General features: G+C 71.1%; 10 protein-coding genes. 2 read left to right on the forward strand and 8 right to left on the reverse strand.

The genetic code is table 11. From position 1 onward, the window contains the following. Positions 1–51 precede the first annotated feature (51 nt). Positions 52–2,019, reverse strand: a complete 1,968-nt coding sequence (locus tag M8H82_RS16085; RefSeq protein WP_250074469.1) for an acyl-CoA dehydrogenase family protein — start codon at positions 2,017–2,019, stop codon at positions 52–54. A 276-nt stretch (positions 2,020–2,295) separates the two neighbouring features. Between M8H82_RS16085 and M8H82_RS16090 the strand changes: the two genes are divergently transcribed. Together M8H82_RS16090 and M8H82_RS16095 are read left to right on the forward strand one after the other, a co-directional pair. Beyond that, positions 2,296–3,303 carry a LacI family DNA-binding transcriptional regulator gene (locus M8H82_RS16090; RefSeq protein WP_250074472.1) on the forward strand — a complete coding sequence of 336 codons (1,008 nt, stop codon included), beginning with the start codon at positions 2,296–2,298 and terminating at the stop codon, positions 3,301–3,303. 66 nt (positions 3,304–3,369) lie between these two features. Continuing rightward, positions 3,370–5,412 carry a TIM-barrel domain-containing protein gene (locus M8H82_RS16095; RefSeq protein WP_250074474.1) on the forward strand — a complete coding sequence of 681 codons (2,043 nt, stop codon included), beginning with the start codon at positions 3,370–3,372 and terminating at the stop codon, positions 5,410–5,412. 52 nt (positions 5,413–5,464) lie between these two features. Here M8H82_RS16095 and M8H82_RS16100 read toward each other — a convergent pair whose 3' ends face one another. The 7 genes from M8H82_RS16100 to M8H82_RS16130 all read right to left on the reverse strand — a co-directional run bounded on the left by M8H82_RS16100 (position 5,465) and on the right by M8H82_RS16130 (position 16,367). Next, complete coding sequence (locus M8H82_RS16100) at positions 5,465–6,184, reverse strand: hypothetical protein (RefSeq protein ID WP_250074476.1); 720 nt, start codon at positions 6,182–6,184, stop codon at positions 5,465–5,467. 36 nt (positions 6,185–6,220) lie between these two features. Further along, on the reverse strand, positions 6,221–8,410 hold the full coding sequence (locus tag M8H82_RS16105) for a glycoside hydrolase N-terminal domain-containing protein (protein WP_250074478.1): 2,190 nt from the start codon (positions 8,408–8,410) through the stop codon (positions 6,221–6,223). Beyond that, positions 8,407–10,377, reverse strand: coding sequence for a beta-galactosidase (locus M8H82_RS16110; RefSeq protein ID WP_250074480.1), 1,971 nt, complete (start codon positions 10,375–10,377; stop codon positions 8,407–8,409). The genes M8H82_RS16105 and M8H82_RS16110 overlap by 4 nt, the downstream gene beginning before the upstream one ends. Continuing rightward, positions 10,374–12,560 carry a 1,4-beta-glucanase gene (locus tag M8H82_RS16115; protein ID WP_250074481.1) on the reverse strand — a complete coding sequence of 729 codons (2,187 nt, stop codon included), beginning with the start codon at positions 12,558–12,560 and terminating at the stop codon, positions 10,374–10,376. The genes M8H82_RS16110 and M8H82_RS16115 overlap by 4 nt, the downstream gene beginning before the upstream one ends. A gap of 124 nt (positions 12,561–12,684) precedes the next feature. Further along, positions 12,685–13,614 carry a carbohydrate ABC transporter permease gene (locus M8H82_RS16120; RefSeq protein WP_250074484.1) on the reverse strand — a complete coding sequence of 310 codons (930 nt, stop codon included), beginning with the start codon at positions 13,612–13,614 and terminating at the stop codon, positions 12,685–12,687. Further along, positions 13,611–14,645, reverse strand: a complete 1,035-nt coding sequence (locus tag M8H82_RS16125) for an ABC transporter permease subunit (RefSeq protein ID WP_250074486.1) — start codon at positions 14,643–14,645, stop codon at positions 13,611–13,613. The genes M8H82_RS16120 and M8H82_RS16125 overlap by 4 nt, the downstream gene beginning before the upstream one ends. Before the next feature lie 27 nt (positions 14,646–14,672). Next, on the reverse strand, positions 14,673–16,367 hold the full coding sequence (locus tag M8H82_RS16130; protein ID WP_250074488.1) for an extracellular solute-binding protein: 1,695 nt from the start codon (positions 16,365–16,367) through the stop codon (positions 14,673–14,675). Positions 16,368–16,422 lie beyond the last annotated feature (55 nt).

Raw genomic sequence — 16,422 nt, forward strand, 5'->3', positions numbered from 1 at the left:
CAGGGCGTCCCCCTCACGGGGACGGGAAGGGAACACCCTGTCGGTGGCCGGTCAGCGGATCGGGCGGTGCACGTTCTCCCGTTCGCTCGGGCCGGGGACCGCGTCGGCGATCCAGGGGCCGTCGCCCGAGGGGTCGACGATGCCCTGCTCCAGCCATGCGTAGGTGCCCGACATGACGCCCTTGACGACCTTGCGGTCGACGTCGTCGGTGTTGCTCCACAGCCGGCCGAAGAGTTCCTCGACGCGGATGCGGGACTGCCGGCAGAAGGCGTCGGCGAGCTGGTAGGCCTCCCGGCCGTTCTCGCCGCGCGAGCGCAGGTGCTCGGCGCGTACGCAGACCGCGCTCATCGCGAACAACTCCGCGCCGATGTCGACGATCCGGGCGAGGAAGCCCTGCTTGGACTCCATCCGGCCCTGCCAGCGGGACATGGCGTAGAAGGTGGAGCGGGCGAGCTTGCGGGAGGTGCGCTCGATGTGACGAAGGTGGGCGGAGAGGTCGACTTCGCGCTTGAACTCGCTGTAGGAGTACGGGAGCTGGCCCTGGCCCGCGACCAGCTTCGGGAGCCATTTGGCGTAGAAGACGCCCGCGTTCGCGCCCGCCCTGGCCTTGTCCTGGAGGGACTTGTCGGGGTCGATGAGGTCGCCGGCGACCGAGAGGTGGGCGTCGACGGCCTCGCGGGCGATGAGGAGATGCATGATCTCCGTCGAGCCCTCGAAGATGCGGTTGATGCGCAGATCGCGCAGGACCTGCTCGGCGGGGACCGCCCGCTCGCCGCGCGCCCGGAGCGACTCGGCCGTCTCGAAGCCGCGTCCGCCGCGGATCTGGACGAGTTCGTCGGCCATCAGCCAGCCCATCTCGGAGGCGTACAGCTTGGCCAGGGCGCCTTCGATCCGGATGTCGTTGCGGTCCTCGTCGGCCATCTGCGAGGCCAGGTCGAGCACGGCCTCCAGGGCGAAGGTGGTGGCCGCGATGAAGGAGATCTTGGCGCCCACCGCTTCGTGCTGGGCAATCGGCTTGCCCCACTGCTCGCGGGCCGCCGACCACTCCCGGGCGATCTTCAGGCACCACTTGCCGGCGGCCACGCAGGACGCGGGCAGCGACAGCCGTCCGGTGTTGAGAGTGGTCAGAGCGATCTTCAGGCCGGCGCCCTCGGGGCCGATGCGGTTGGCGGCGGGGACCCGGACCTGGTGGAAGCGGGTGACGCCGTTCTCGATGCCGCGCAGGCCCATGAAGGCGTTGCGGTGCTCGACGGTGACGCCGGGCGAGTTGGTCTCCACGACGAAGGCCGTGATGCCGCCCCTGTGCCCCTCGGACTTCGGCACCCGCGCCATGACGACGAGCAGATCGGCGACCACCCCATTGGTGGTCCACAGCTTCACCCCGTCGAGGACGTACTCTCCCCCACTCTCGAAGTCGCTCGAGCGGGAGGGACCCCCATCGTCCGGTACGGCGGAGGCGGCGAGCCGGGCCGGGTCGGAGCCGACGTCCGGCTCGGTGAGCAGGAACGCCGAGATGTCGGTACGGGCGCAGCGCGGCAGGAAGCGTTCCTTCTGCTCGTCCGTGCCGAACAGCTTCAGCGGCTGGGGCACGCCGATCGACTGGTGGGCCGAGAGCAGCACGCCGATCGCGGGCGAGGCGGAGCCGGCCAGGGCGAGGGCCTTGTTGTAGTACACCTGGGTGAGGCCGAGGCCGCCGTACTTGGTGTCGATCTTCATGCCGAAGGCGCCGATCTCCTTGAGGCCGCCCACGACCTCGTCGGGGATGCGGGACTCGCGCTCGATGACGGCGCCGTCGACCTTGGTCTCGACGAAGTCGCGAAGCTTGGCGAGGAACTCCTCGCCGCGCTGGGCGGCCTCGTCGGTCGGCATGGGGTGGGGGTGGATGAGGTCGAGGCGGAAGCGGCCGAGGAACAGTTCCTTGGCGAAGCTGGGCTTGCGCCAGTCCTGCTCACGGGCCGCCTCTGCCACCTGGCGGGCCTCACGTTCGGTGACTGTGGGCTTGGTCGTTGGAGCGGACATGACGCTCACCTCGCCGCGCATAGGGTTCGATGCCGGGATCATCCGGACCGGGAGTTACTGACGGGTGCTACCCGATCGTTGGTACCCGATCCGGGGCGAGGTGGCCACCCTGCGTGCGGCCGTTCAGCCGAGAATCGCTCCCGGAGAAAATCGCTGTCGAAGCGCTTCGACAGCCTATGGACACCCACCCCCGGTGGAGCTACTGTCGAACCACCCTCACCCGCCCCTATTCACTGTGCGCACTGTCGAAGCGCTTCACAAAGCTTGGAGAGCTGGATGGTCACCCTCGCCGAGGTCGCCCAGCACGCCGGAGTCTCGGCGAGCACGGTGAGCTATGTCCTCAGCGGCAAGCGGTCCATCTCCGCGACCACCCGGCACCGGGTCGAGCAGAGCATCCGCGAGCTCGGCTACCACCCGAACGCGGGCGCCCGGGCGCTGGCCAGCAGCCGGTCGAACATCATCGCGCTGATGGTCCCCCTGCGCACCGACATGTATGTGCCGGTGATGATGGAGATCGCCATCGCGGTGGCCACCACCGCGCGCACGCACGGCTACGACGTCCTGCTGCTCACCGGTGAGGAGGGCCCGGACGCGGTGCGCCGGGTCACCGGCAGCGGGCTCGCCGACGCGATGATCCTGATGGACGTCGAACTCGACGACGAGCGGCTGCCGTTGCTCCGGGACGCCGACCAGCCGTCCGTGCTGATCGGACTGCCCGCCGACACCTCCGGACTGACCTGCGTCGATCTGGACTTCCGGGCGACCGGCGCGCTCTGCGTGGAGCATCTGGCGAAGCTCGGACACCGCGACATCGCTGTCATCGGCGAGGCACCGGCGGTCTACGAACGGCACACCGGCTTCGCCGAGCGCACCCTCGACGGACTGCGTTCGCGCGCCCAGGAGTTGGGCACCCGGCTGCTGCACCGGCCGTGCGAGGGCGGCTACGACGCGATGGCCGTGACCCTCGCCCGCGTCTTCGACGAGCGCCCGGGCACCACGGGCTTCGTCGTGCAGAACGAGTCGGCGGTGGAACCGCTGCTCGCCCTGCTGCGCCAGCAGGGCCGGGCCGTGCCGGAGGACGTGTCGGTGGTCGCGATCTGCCCCGACCAGGTCGCCGTCCAGGCCTCGGTGCGGCTGACGTCGGTGTCCATTCCCGCGCAGGAGATGGGCCGGCACGCCGTGGAGCATCTGGTGGCCAAGCTGGACGGGCGGGGCGAGGACGACGTCGTGCTCCTCGCCCCCGAGCTGACGGTCCGGGCGAGCTCGGGACCGGCCGCTTCCTGACCCGTACGTCCCCCTGCGGCCCCTGCGGGGGCGGCTTCCCCCTGTCATCGTCCAGGAGTACGCCTCGTGAATCAGCCTGCCGAAAGCCAAGCGAAGGTCAGCCTGGCGCAGTCCTCCCCCACCGTCGGCACGTTCCGTGAGCGGGACGGCTCGCTGGAGTGGAGCGGCCGTCAGGAGACCGTACGGGTCGAGCCGTGGGGTCCGGACGCGGTGCGGGTGCGGGCCCGGCTGGGCGGGCCGGTCCTGGCCGGTCTGCCGGGCGCGCTGCTGGACGAGCCTCCCGCGACCCCGTCGACGGTGAAGATCGAGGACGGGCTCGGGCGGCTGACGGTCGGGGCGCTCACCGTCGAGGTCGACGCCGAGGGCCTGGTCCGCTTCCTGCGCACCGGCGACGGCGCCGAACTGCTCGCCGAGGAGCGTGCCCACTTCTGGTGGCCGGGTCCGCGGCTGTACACGGCCGTCGGCAACGGCCACCACCGCCTGGAACAGCGCTTCGCCGCCTACGACGACGAGAAGCTCTACGGCCTCGGCCAGCACCAGCACGGCCGGCTCGACCAGAAGGGCCTGGTGCTGGACCTGGTGCAGCGCAATGCCGAGGTCGGCATCCCGGTGCTCACCTCCAACCGCGGCTACACCCTGCTGTGGAACAACCCGGCGATCGGCCGGGTGGAGCTCGCCCACAACGGCACCCGCTGGGTCGCGGACTCGGCCCGGCAGATCGACTACTGGATCACCGCGGGCGACCCGGCCGACGCCCAGCGCCGCTACAGCGCGGTGACCGGCCGGACGCCGATGCTGCCCGAGTGGGCGGCCGGGTTCTGGCAGTGCAAGCTGCGCTACCGCACCCAGGACGAACTCCTCGCCGTGGCACGGGAGTACAAGCGGCGGGGCCTGCCGCTGGACGTGATCGTCTGCGACTTCTTCCACTGGACGCACCTCGGCGAGTGGAAGTTCGACCCCGCCGAGTGGCCGGACCCCGCGGCGATGGTCCGCGAACTGGAGGAGCTGGGCGTCAAGCTGGTGGTGAGCGTCTGGCCGTCGGTGTCCCCGCTGTCGGAGAACCACCCGGTGATGGAGCAGCGCGGCTGGTTCATCGGCACCCAGTACGGCCCGATGGCGCACGCCGACTGGCCGGACAAGGAGGTCGCCTCGACCGTCCAGGTCTCCTTCTACGACGCCACCAACCCGGAGGCCCGGGAGTTCGTGTGGTCGCGGATCCGCGACAACTACCTGCGCCCGTACGGCATCACGGCCTTCTGGCTGGACGCCTGCGAGCCGGAGCTGAAGCCGGGGTTCCAGGAGAACCTGCGGTACTGGGCGGGGCCCGGCCTGGAGGTCGGCAACCTCTACCCGGCGGAGAACTCCCGCACCTTCCACGAAGGGCTCACCGCCGAGGGCGAGTCCGGGATCATCACCCTCAACCGCTCGGCGTGGGCGGGCAGTCAGCGCTACGGCGCCGCCCTGTGGTCCGGTGACATCGGCACCGACTTCCCGACCCTGCGCCGCCAGATCGCGGCCGGTCTCAACACCGCGCTGGCCGGCATCCCCTGGTGGAACACCGACATCGGCGGCTTCCACGGCGGCGACCCGCAGGACCCGGCGTACCGCGAGGTCATGGTCCGCTGGTTCCAGTTCGGCGCGCTGTCCCCGCTGATGCGGCTGCACGGCTTCCGCGACCCCGGCATGCCCCTGGGCCCGGACATGACGGGCGGCCCCAACGAGGTCTGGTCGTACGGCGAGGAGGCCGGCGCGATCCTGGAGCGGTATCTGCGGCTGCGCGAGCGGCTGAAGCCGTACGTCCTGGAGGTCATGCGGGAGGCGCACGAGGAGGGGCTGCCCGTGATGCGGCCGCTGTTCCTGGAGTTCCCCCGCGACCCGGCCGCCTGGTCGGTGGACGACGCCTATCTCTTCGGCCGGGATCTGCTGGTGGCGCCGGTGCTGACGGCGGGGGCCACCGCCCGGACGGTGCATCTTCCGGCGGGCGCCGGCTGGACGGACGCGTGGACGGGGACGACGTACGAGGGCGGCGCGGCCGTGACGGTCGACGCGCCGCTGGACCGTATCCCGCTGTTCCTGCGGGACGGGGCGGAACTGCCGATCGCGGAATGACGCGTGCGGCCGGTCCCGCGATAGGTACGGGACCGGCCGCACTCTCACCTGATCAACTGCTGCTGACGGTCAGGTTGTTGGTGACGAAGTCCAGGCCGCCGGAGGACGAGGTGATCTCGTAGCCGAACTGGACGTCCCCGATCGTCTCGTTGCTGGACATCCAGCCCTTGGTGCTCGCGATCCAGGTGAGGATCGGCTTGATGTTCACGGTGCCGGAGTTCGAGTCCGAGGTGCGCAGGAACGAGAAGACCTGGTTGGCGCCGTTGTCGCCCTTGTAGACGTTCCAGGTGTGGCCGCCGAGCGTGACGGAGCCCTGGGAGCTGCCGAGCGGGCCGACCGGGCCGTGGTGGTTGACCCACAGCATGATCTCGTAGTCGTAGTCGGTGTCCCAGATGTCGTACGACGTGTTGTAGGCGCCGGACGCGGGGACCGTGACGTTGTAGCTGCTGGTCAGCGAGGCGATCGAGGAGATCGTCTTGTTGACCACCTTCTTCGCGTTCGGGTACGACTTGATGCCGCCGGTGTTGGGGTGGTTGGCCCAGACGCCCCAGTTGGTACCGGAGTTGGCCCAGACGCACTGGCTGCCGGCGCCGGAGCCCCAGATGTTGTTGTAGAGCGTGTAGCCGTTCAGGTTCGTGTTGCCCCACTGGTCGCAGGAGCTCCAGACGGCGGCGTGGGCGGGTGCGGAGGCGAGGCCGACGGTGGCGCCGAGGGCGAGCGCCGGGGCGATGAGGGCCTGGGTGACACGGCGGAGCGTGCGGGTCGATGCCATGGTGTCCCTTCCATGGGTGGGGGGAAATGCGGGGAGTCACCACGTCCACGGGGTGAGGACGTGGTCTTCTCCGGCGACGAGGTCGAGCGGTCTCGTGCCGGTGGAAGTCCTGAGCTCGACGCGGAGGGTGCGGGTGGGGCGGAGGACCGCGGTCGCTCCGTCCGGCGTCCAGTCGAGGTCGAGTTCCGCGCCGAAGCGGGTGCGGATTCCGTGCAGCCGGCCCGTCGGGTACGCCGGTGGCAGCGCGGGCAGCAGGACCAGCCGGTGGGGGGTCGACTGGACGAGCGCCTCGATCAGCACCGCGGGCAGGGTGTGGGCGGCGTCCGCGTTGTAGACGTCCCGCTTCGGGTAGTGCGCGCTCATCAGGGAGGCGTGGAAGAAGTCGCCGTCCAGGACCCGGCCGAGGGCGTCGGCGACGCGGTCCGCGTCGCGCAGGCGGGCGGCGACGAGGGCGTGGTGGAGATGGCCGTGCGCGGAGTCGTTCTCGGCGCCGCGCAGTGCGAGGGCGCGGTGTGCGGCGCGGGCGAGGTCCGGGGTGTCGTAGGGGTTGATCTCGTCGAGCGGCCACACGCCGTAGAGGTGGCTGAGGTGCCGGTGGTCGTAGGTGTCCGCCAGGCCGGGCCGCGCCCATTCGGCGAGGGCGCCCTCGTCGTTGACGCGGTGCGGGGGGAGCCGGTCGGCGAGTGCTCTCCAGCGCTCGGCGTGCTCGGGGTGGTACGCGGCCGCCGTGCGCAGGGCGTGCCGGGCGGCCGAGAGGTCCATGGCCGCGTTCAGGGTGCCCCAGCTCGCGTTCGCGGGCCGGTTCTCGGGTGAGTAGGACGGGACGACGACGAGGTGCCCTTCGTCGTCGGTGCGGGTGAGGAAGTCCTCGTAGAACAGGGCGACTTCGGCGAGCGCGGAGGCGGTTGCGGGGTCGCGTTCGCCGCGGGTCTCGTCGTGGTCGACGAGTGGCTTGAGCAGCCAGTCCGCGCCCGCGGTCCACAGGTGCAGGGGGTACTCGCGGCTGAAGTGGTACACGAGCCCGGACTCGCCGTCGGTGTGGGCGGGCGCGACGACGCCTCGGGCGCCGAAGACGGCGCGGGCGTTCTCCCGCCAGTGCGGCAGCTGGCCGGCGATCAGTGCGGCGTGGGCCGCTGTCACTTCGGGGAGTGCGGCGGCCACGGCGGAGGCGGTCTGCAGGTTGAGGTTGGCGTCGGTGGTGAAGGCGCCCGACCAGGCCGTGTTCCAGTCGCCGGTCCACAGCCCGGTGAGCCGGGGCGGCAGCAGACCGCTGCTGGACAGCAGGTGGTAGCGGCCGGCCGCGAAGAGCCGCTCCGGCAGGGCCGCGCCGCGGGTCCGCCGCAGCAGTTCCGAGCCGGGCAGGGCGCGCTCGGCCGGGTCGCCGCCCAGGTCGAGGGTGACGCGCTCGTAGGCGGTGCGGTGCCGGGGCAGATGGCGGGCGAGGAGGGTGTCGTACGGCTGCCCGGTGGCGGGGAGCAGCGCGCGCAGGGCGCGGCCCTCCTCGATCACGTCGAGCTCGCCGGTGTGCCGTCGTACCCGGGTGAGCAGCAGGACCGAGGCGGCGCCCTCGACGCGCACGCCGGGGGGTGCGAGTGCGCAGGTGCCGCGGGTGACCGCGACGAGGGTGACGCCGGTGTACGCGCGGTCGCTGTCCGGGTAGCGGGCGCGCAGGCTGAGCAGGGCGCCCTCGGGGGTGAGCAGCGCGCCCTGGCCGACGCCCAGGCCGTCCGGGGCGCCGGGCAGGCGGTGGTCCAGGGCGATGTCGAGGCGGGGGCCCGCGGTGGTGACGTGCTGGACGATCACGTCGTCCGCGCGGGAGACGAAGACACGGCTGGACCAGTCGGCGCGCTCGGCGGCCGTCTCGCCGGTGGTGAAGTCGACGGAGCGCCGGTAGCCGTGGGCGTTCTCGGGCGGTCTGCGCAGCCGGACCTGGAAGGCCGGGTGGAAGGGCTGCACCCACTGGAGGGGTCGGCCGTCGGTGAAGCTCTCGGCGGCCGTGGTGTCCCCCGCCAGCAACCTGTCCTGCAGCGCCTGGAGTTGGGCCGCCAGCTCGGGGGGCCGGGCCTGCTCGCCGCCGTTGGGGCGGACCAGGGTGTGGTGGGTGACGATGACACGGTCGTCGTCCGGGTCGCCGAACACGAGGGCGCCGTGGTGGCCGTTGCCGCTGAGGAAGGCGTCCTCCCAGCGGGCGGCCGGGGCGGGCTCCCAGGTGCCGTGCACGGTCATGGCTTCAGCACCGCCGCTCCGTAGCGCCCGAGGGTGAGGTCGTCCGTGACCGTCGTGCCCGTCAGGAGGTCGCGGTGGGTGCCGGGGACCTTCACCGTGACCGGCTCGCGGCCGTGGTTGAGCACGAACAGGACGTCGCCCCGGCGGACGGCCTCGACCTGCGCGGGCAGCCCGTCGAGCACGGGCCGGACGCCCGCCTCGGCGCCGATCCGCTCGAGCAGCTCGCGCAGGTCCGCCGGTTCGGGGAGCGTGGAGAGGTACCAGGCACGGCCGGTGCGCAGGACCGCGGGCAGGCCGTCGAGCTCACCGCCCTTGTACGCGGCCACGGTCAGGGCGTCGTCGCTCTTGTCGATCTCCTCCGACCACAGCGTGCCGCGGAACCCCTCGCACTCGACGCTCTCCCCCGCCTCCAGCGGCCACCACTCGTGCAGGGTGCGGATGCCGAACAGCTCGCGCAGCCGGGCGTCCATGCCTCCGGGGCGCACCCGGTCGTCCTCGTCGGCGACGCCGGTGAGGAAGCCGGAGACGAGGGTGCCGCCCTGGCGGACGTAGGCGAGGAGGTTGTCGATCGCGGTGTCGGTGAGGGCGTACAGCTGGGGCACGACGACGAGCCGGTACCGGGTCAGGTCGTGCTCGGGGTGGGCGAAGTCGGTGGTGAGATGGGCCTCCCAGAGGGCGCGGTGCCAGGCGGTGAGGATCCGGGCGTGGTCGACCTCGGTGGAGAGCCGGCCCTCGTGGGCGCCGGCCCACCAGGAGTGCCAGTCGTGGAGGACGGCGATGTCGTGGTCGCTGTGACTGCCGCTCACCTCACCGGCGATCCGGGCGAGGTCGGCGCCGAGCCCCTTGATCTCCTGGTACGTCCGCCCATGCTCGCCCGCGTGGCCGACCATGCCGGAGTGGAACTTCTCGGCGCCCTGCCGGGACTGGCGCCACTGGAAGTAGCAGACGGCGTCCGCGCCCCGGGCGACGGCCTGGAGGGACCAGAGGCGGTTGAGGCCGCGCGGCTTGGGGTGGTTCACGCCTCGCCAGTTCACGGGGCCGGCCGCCTGCTCCATGAGCATCCAGGGTCCGCGGGCCTGGGAGCGCGTCATGTCCTGGACCAGAGCCCCGTGCTGGGCGCCGAAGGGGTCGCGGGGGTCGGGGTAGAGGTCGACGGAGACGACGTCCTCCTCCTCGGCCCAGCGCCAGGCGTCCTGCCCGGCCCACAGCGGCATGAAGTTGGTGGTGACCGGGAGGTGGGGGGTGTACCGGCGGACGATGTCCCGCTCGGCGAGAAAGCACTCCAGGAGCATGTCGGAGGTGAACCGCTTGAAGTCCAGCACCTGGCCGGGGTTCTTCAGGTAGTGGGCGTGACGCGGGGTGTGGATCTCCTCCCAGTCGCCGTAGCCCTGGCTCCAGAAGGCGGTTCCCCAGGCGGTGTTGAGGGCGTCGAGGCTGCCGTACTTGCGCCTGAGCCAGCCGCGGAAGCGGGCGGCGGCCGCCTCGCTCCAGTCGTAGGTGCAGTACTCGTTGTTGATGTGCCACATGGTGAGGGCCGGGTGAGTGGCGTAGCGGGCGGCCAGGTCCTCGGTGATGGCGGCGGCGTGCCGGCGGTAGGTGGCGCTGGAGTGCGAGAAGTGCTGGCGGCCGCCCCACCATTCGGTGCGGCCGTCCTCGTCGACGGGGAGGGTGTCGGGGTGCAGGCGGCCGAGCCAGGGCGGGGGCGAGGCGGTGGGGGTGGCGAGGACGACGCCGATGCCGTTCGCGTGCAGCAGGTCCATCAGGCGGTCGAGCCAGCCGAACTGCCGCTCTCCCGGCCGGGGTTCGAGCTTCGACCAGGAGAAGACGCCAAGGGTGACGGAGTTGACGCCGGCGTCGCGCATCAGCCGGATGTCGTCCGGCCAGGTCTCCTCGGGCCACTGTTCGGGGTTGTAGTCGCCGCCGAAGAGGATGCGGCCCCGGGTGACGTCGGCGAGGGCCGGCTTCACGCGGGCTCCCCGTACTGGATGCCCCGGCCGTTGGTGGCCAGGTAGACCCGGCCGTACACGCGCGGGTCGCCGGTGATGGTCTCGCCGATCCAGCCCCACTGGTGCCGGTCGTCATTGATGCGGACCCAGCTCCGGCCGGCGTCGTCGGAGCGGTGGACGGCGGTGATCGCCTCCGTGGAGCCGACCTGGTAGATGGCCGGGTAGTCGGCGCCGTCGGCGGCCTTGCCGAAGCCGAGGGCGTACGAGGCCCAGCAGCTGTCGATCTTGGTGAAGCTCGCGCCGCCGTCGGTGGACCGGTACAGCCCGTTCCACTTGGCGCTCAGCCACAGGTCGCCGGATCGGCCCGGCGCCGCGACGACCTTGAACTGGCTGTCGCCGGAGGGCAGCCCGGTCGCACGCGCGGTGAACGTGCGGCCACTGTCAGTGCTGGCCAGTAGCGTTCCCGTATCGGTGTCGTACGCGTAGAAGAGCGTCGGGTCGGCCGGGTCGGCGACCGGCGTGGCGCCCTTCGGGAAGGAGGGGATCTCGGTCCAGGTGGAGCCGTTGTCCGCGGAGCGATAGGCGGGGTGCCTGGTGCCGTCCCAGTGCACGAAGACCCAGAGCAGGGCGGTGCCGTCGGCGTTGGTCGCGATCGGCCCCGGTGCGTTTTTGGCGAGGTCGGGCGCGCCCGCGAAGGGCGCCCAGGTCCGTCCGCCGTCGTCGGAGTACGCGCCGTTGCCGTGGTCGCCCCAGCCGGTGCGCACGACGTACGCCGGCTTCCGCGCGGCCTGCGCGAGTCCCGTCGCCGACCCGAACACGGGGTTCGTGGCCATGCCGCGCGAGGGGGACGCGGTGAGCGTGTCGTGGTACATCACGCCGATGTCCCTGGACCCGCTGAGCAGGTGCGCCTCCCCGACCGGGGGCGACACCAGCTGCACCACCGAGGCCTCCTCCAGGCCGCGGATCTGCGGGGCCCAGTGCTTCAGGTCCCGGGTGCCGTAGAGGGTGGCGCCGGTGCCGAAGACGAGGTGCCGGGAGTCGTAGGGGTCGAGGGCGAGCGCCTGGATCCACCAGCCGAACTTGGGGGCGTCTGCGCCCCACTTCAGATAGGGGGTCTCCGACACGTCGAGAACAGCGGAGTCCTTGAGGGACGTCCAGGTGCGTCCGCCGTCGGTGCTGCGGAAGACGGTGTCGACGGCGGCCCAGCGGTTGTTGGTGGAGACGACGACGGTGCCGGGCCGCCGGGCGTCGACGGCGACACCGCCGTAGCCGAAGGTGTCGTCACCGCCGGGTGCCACCGGCGTGACCTCGGTCCACCTGCCGTCCAGGGTGCACAGCCGGTGCACGCTGCCGCCGGACTGCCCGTTGGGCCCGGGCGCGTCGGCGTACGTCAGATACAGGTGCCGGCCGGTCCGGTCGTAGGCGGCGCGGATCGGGACCTTGGCGGCGGTGCCGGAGGGCCGGCCGGGGACGGCTTCCCAGGTGGTGCCGTCGACGGTGCGGTAGAGGTTGGCGGCGGTGCCGTCGGCGTCGCCCCAGCCGGCGTAGACGGCGCGGCCGGCGGCGACCAGCAGGGTGACGCCCTGCCCGGAGGCACTGGGCGCGGGCGGGAAGCCGTCGGCGGGGGCCCAGGTGGCGCCCCGGTCGGCAGACTTCAGCAAGCCGTCGTGCCGGGTGCCGAGCCACAGGGTGTCGCTGTTCCGGGGGTCGACGAGCAGCCGCTCACCGGTGCCCCGTCCGTCCTCGTTGGCCCCGAGCTTCACGCCGAGGTCGGTACGGCTCCAGGTGGCGCCCCGGTCGTCGGAGCGCAGGACGGCGCCGTTGGAGGCCCAGGACTGGGCGTAGGTGCCGACAGCGAGGTAGAGCCGGGCGGGGTGGGCCGGATCGACGGCCATGGCCTCGACCCCGAGCAGGTTCCAGTCGTCCCAGCCGAGGTGGTCCAGGAGCGGGGTCCAGCGGGCGGTGCGGTCCTCCCAGCGGTAGGCGCCGCCGATGTCGGTGCGGGCGTAGGCGAGGCCGCGCACGGAGGGGTGGAAGAGCACGCCGGTGATGAAGCCGGTGCCGCCGATCACGGCGTTGCGCCAGCGGTAGGCGGGGGCGGCGGGGACGGCCTGCGCGCTTGCCTGGAGCGCGGGGACAGCGGTGAGCGCGGCGGCCGCAGTCCCGGCAAGAACGGCTCGCCGACTCAGGTTGGGCGTGAGCATGACATACCTCGCTTGTTGGGAGGGGCGGGATTGCCTGCCTCGGGGGTGCGGGGAACTGCGCGACCGGCCACGACGAAACCGCAGCCGCCGCGCAGCGGGGGTCCCCCGCCGACCAGGCGCCGTGTCAGCCCTTGACCGCGCCCGTCAGCATCCCCTTCCTGAAGTGCCGCTGGACGAACGGCGAGAGGACGGCCACCGGGAGCAGCGCCATCACCATGACCGCCATCTGCACGGCCAGCCCGGACAGTTGCCCCGTCTTGATGGCCTGTCCCAGCCCCACCGGTGCCTCCTGCTTCTGCACCAGCTGGATCATCACGTTCTGCAGCGGCATCATGTTCTGGTCGTTCAGGTACAGCGACGCGTTGAACCAGGCACTCCAGTACCCGACCGCGTAGAACAGGGTGATCACGGCGACGACGGCCCGGGACAGCGGCAGGACGATCTGCCACAGGATCCGGAAGTCCCCCGCCCCGTCGATCCGGGCGCTGTCGGTCAGCTCCTGCGAGATGCCCATGAAGAACCCGCGCAGCACCAGGATGTTGAAGACGCTGAGCGCGCTGGGCAGGATCAGCGCGAGATAGCTGTCGGTCAGGCCGAGCGTCTGCACCAGCAGATAGGTGGGGATGAGCCCGGCGCTGAAGAACATCGTCGCCAGCAGGGTCATCAGGATCCACCGGTGCCCGAGCGATCCGGTGCGGGAGAGGCCGTAGGCGCACAGCACGGACACCGTCATGGAGAACGCCGTGCCGACGAGCGTGACCAGCACGCTGATGATCGCCGCCCGGGTCACCTGCCCGCCGCTCAGCAGCTCCTGGTAGGCGACGAAGGTGATGTCCTTGGGGATCATCACCAGGCCGCCGGCCTCGTCGATGGTCTGACGCGTGGACAGGCTGGTGACGACGACGATCCACAGCGGGAACAGGATCGCGAGGCAGGCGATGCCCAGCACGAGACCCTTGCTCGCCAGACCGGCCCTGGTCGGCTGTTCCTCCCAGACCGGCCGCGGCGGAGCGGCCCAGCGGTTCCGTACCGGCTTGTCGAGGACCGTGGTCACTTCTTGTACACCCCCTGCTCGCCCATCAGATGGGCCACCTTGTTCGCGGCCAGGACGAGTCCGATGCTGATGACGCCCTTGACGAGGCCCGCGGCGGCCGCGTAGCCGAAGTCCTGGTTGCGGACGCCGTTCCACCACACGAAGGTGTCGAGGACCTCCGCCGCGCCCGGTCCCACGGCGTCGCGCTGGAGCAGGATCTGCTCGAAGCCGACGGTCAGCGCGTCACCGACGCGCAGCACGAGCAGCAGCGCGATCACCGGTCGCAGCGCGGGCAGCGTGACGTGCCACATCCGGCGCCAGCGGTTGGCGCCGTCCATCGCGGCGGCCTCGTAGAGGTCGGGGCTGACCGCGGCCAGCGCGGCGAGGAAGACGATGATCCCCCAGCCGGCGTCCTTCCACACGGCCTGCGCGGTGACCAGGAACTTGAAGGTGTTCGGGTCGGTCATGACGTCGAGCCCGTCGTACCCGTGGTCGCGCAGCAGCTGCGAGAGCAGCCCCGCCCCGCCCAGCAGCTGCTGGAAGACCGCGATCACCAGCACCCACGAGAAGAAGTGCGGCAGGTACAGGACGGCCTGCGCGATCGCCCGCACCCGGGGCCTGACCACGCTGTTGATGAGCAGCGCGAGCAGGACCGGGAGGGGGAAGAACAGCAGGAGCTGGAGGAAGAACAGCACCAGCGTGTTGCGCACCGCCTGCCAGAAGGCGGAGTCCTCGAAGATCCGCTGGAAGTTCTCCAGGCCCACCCAGGGGCTGTTCAGGATGGACACGACGCCGTTGTCGCTGATGTAGGGGTCGTAGTCCTGGAAGGCGACCACGTTGCCGAGGATCGGCACGTAGTTGAAGAGCAGGATCAGGACGACGGCCGGCAGGGTCATCAGGAGCAGGGCGCGGTCGCGTCGGAACCTGTGCCGCAGGCTCGGTTTCGGTGCGGGCGGTCGCCCGCCCGGCCCGGTGGCGCCGTCCGGTGTCACCGGGGACTTCGCCGTCGTGTCGGCCTCGGCCCTGCTCCGAGGCACCGTGCTGTGGGACACGGCCGTTCTCCTTGCCTCGGTGCCCGGTCAGTTGGCCGCGGAGCCGTTCTCGTCGAGGACCTGCATGTACCAGTCGCGCAGCTTGTCGCCGCCCTTGCTCTTCCAGTCGGAGACCCACTGCTGCATGTCGCTGATCTTCTTGCGGCCCCGGACGACGTCGTCCTCCATCTGCTCCATGTCGTTGGCGAGGTTGGTGTAGCGGCCGGGCTCGGTGATCTGCATGCCGTAGAAGGAGGACTTCTTGGTGAAGGCGCCCATCCGCTGCTGCCATTCGACCTGGCCCTTGGCGACCTCCGGGAAGTCGGGGTGGGCGAGGGTCGGGGCGGGGCTCGCGACCATCACGTAGGCGTTCATCACGTCGATGTTGCCCTGGTCGGTCTTGGTGGGGACGCCGTCCTCCACGGAGTAGTGGGTGCCCTCCACGCCGTAGTTGGTCATCATGTACTCCTTGGTGCCGTACGGCGCCGCGGTGACGTTCGCGACGGCCAGCACGTCGCGGATGACCGACTCGGACGCCTTCTTGTTGACGAAGGCGAAGATGCCGGCGGGCTGTTCGGCCCAGAGCGTGGGGTCGCCGCCGTCGTGGCCCCACACGTCCATGCCCCAGACCTTGAACTCCGGGTTCTGCGTGGCCTGTTCGGCGGTGCGGCTCCACCACTGCGAGATGTTGTTGGCGTAGATCAGAAACTCGCCCGCGGCGAACTTGGGGCCCGGGTCGGTGGCCTGGCTCTTGCCGAGCTCGGCGTCCGGGTGGACGACGCCCGCGGCGAAGAGCTTGCGGGACCACTCCAGCGCCTCGAGGTACTCCTCGGTCTCGATGCGGTAGATCATCTTGCCGTCGACCAGGTTCCAGCCGAGCGGCTTCTCGCTGCCGGAGAGCACGCCGAAGGCCTGGAAGGCCGTCCACTTCATGTCCATGCACGCCCAGCGCTTGGCCTTGGCGTTGGTGATGTCCTTGGCCAGGGCCAGGAACTCGTCGCAGGAGCGCGGGACTTCGTAGCCCTCCTTGTCGAAGACGTCCTGGCGGTACAGCGGCACGATGCCGGTGACGTACGGCGCCGGCTGCGGCAGCCCGCGCAGCTTGCCGCCGAAGATGGAGCGCTGCCAGGCGTCCGTCGGGATGGCGGCGAGGTTCGGGTACTCCTTGACCGCGTCACCGGAGAGATAGGGGCCGAGGTCGGCGAACTTGCTGATGATGGCGCTGGGTATCTTGCCGTTCATGTTCCAGCCCGGGACCACCACCACGTCCGGGACGTCGCTGGAGGCCAGGACCGCGCCGAGCTTCTGCTCGTAGGTGTTGCCGTCCTGGTTCTGCCACCGGACGTCGACGCCGATCAGGTCGTTCATCGCCTTGTAGTAGGCGTTGTCGCTCTTGGGCGGCGAGCCCCAGAACGGCGACATGACGGTGACCCGGCCGCCCTTGCCGAGCTTCTCGGGCACCGAGGTCTTCAGCTCGGCGAGCTCCAGCTTGCTGGTGAACCCGGCCGCGGAGCCGTTCTTGGCGGGGATGTCCGGCGCGACGACATTGCTCGCCACGTAGGCCGGCAGGAGCTTCTTGGCGTCCTTGCCCGAGGTGGTGCCTTCGCGCGAGCCGCTGTCCGAATCGCCGCACGCGGCAAGCAGCGGCATTCCTCCCGCCACCGCTGCGGCGGCGACCGCCGAGGAGGCGAGGAAGCTTCTCCGGCTGGTCGCGGAAGAGGCGGAGGAGGCGTTCGGCGTCATTGCGTCAACCCTTCATGGCGCACCTGGACACCCGGCGGTGGGCCGTCGGCTGCGG

It is taken from the genome of Streptomyces sp. YS415, assembly GCF_023544665.1.
In the GTDB taxonomy this organism is placed as follows: Bacteria; Actinomycetota; Actinomycetes; order Streptomycetales; family Streptomycetaceae; genus Streptomyces.

What these genes read in the sequence shown, in the direction of transcription:
- M8H82_RS16085 (WP_250074469.1), bottom strand. Translation starts at nt 2,019, where the DNA reads ATGTCCGCTCCAACGACCAAGCCCACAGTCACCGAACGTGAGGCCCGC.
- M8H82_RS16090 (WP_250074472.1), top strand. Translation starts at nt 2,296, where the DNA reads ATGGTCACCCTCGCCGAGGTCGCCCAGCACGCCGGAGTCTCGGCGAGC.
- M8H82_RS16100 (WP_250074476.1), bottom strand. Translation starts at nt 6,184, where the DNA reads ATGGCATCGACCCGCACGCTCCGCCGTGTCACCCAGGCCCTCATCGCC.
- M8H82_RS16105 (WP_250074478.1), bottom strand. Translation starts at nt 8,410, where the DNA reads ATGACCGTGCACGGCACCTGGGAGCCCGCCCCGGCCGCCCGCTGGGAG.
- M8H82_RS16115 (WP_250074481.1), bottom strand. Translation starts at nt 12,560, where the DNA reads ATGCTCACGCCCAACCTGAGTCGGCGAGCCGTTCTTGCCGGGACTGCG.
- M8H82_RS16130 (WP_250074488.1), bottom strand. Translation starts at nt 16,367, where the DNA reads ATGACGCCGAACGCCTCCTCCGCCTCTTCCGCGACCAGCCGGAGAAGC.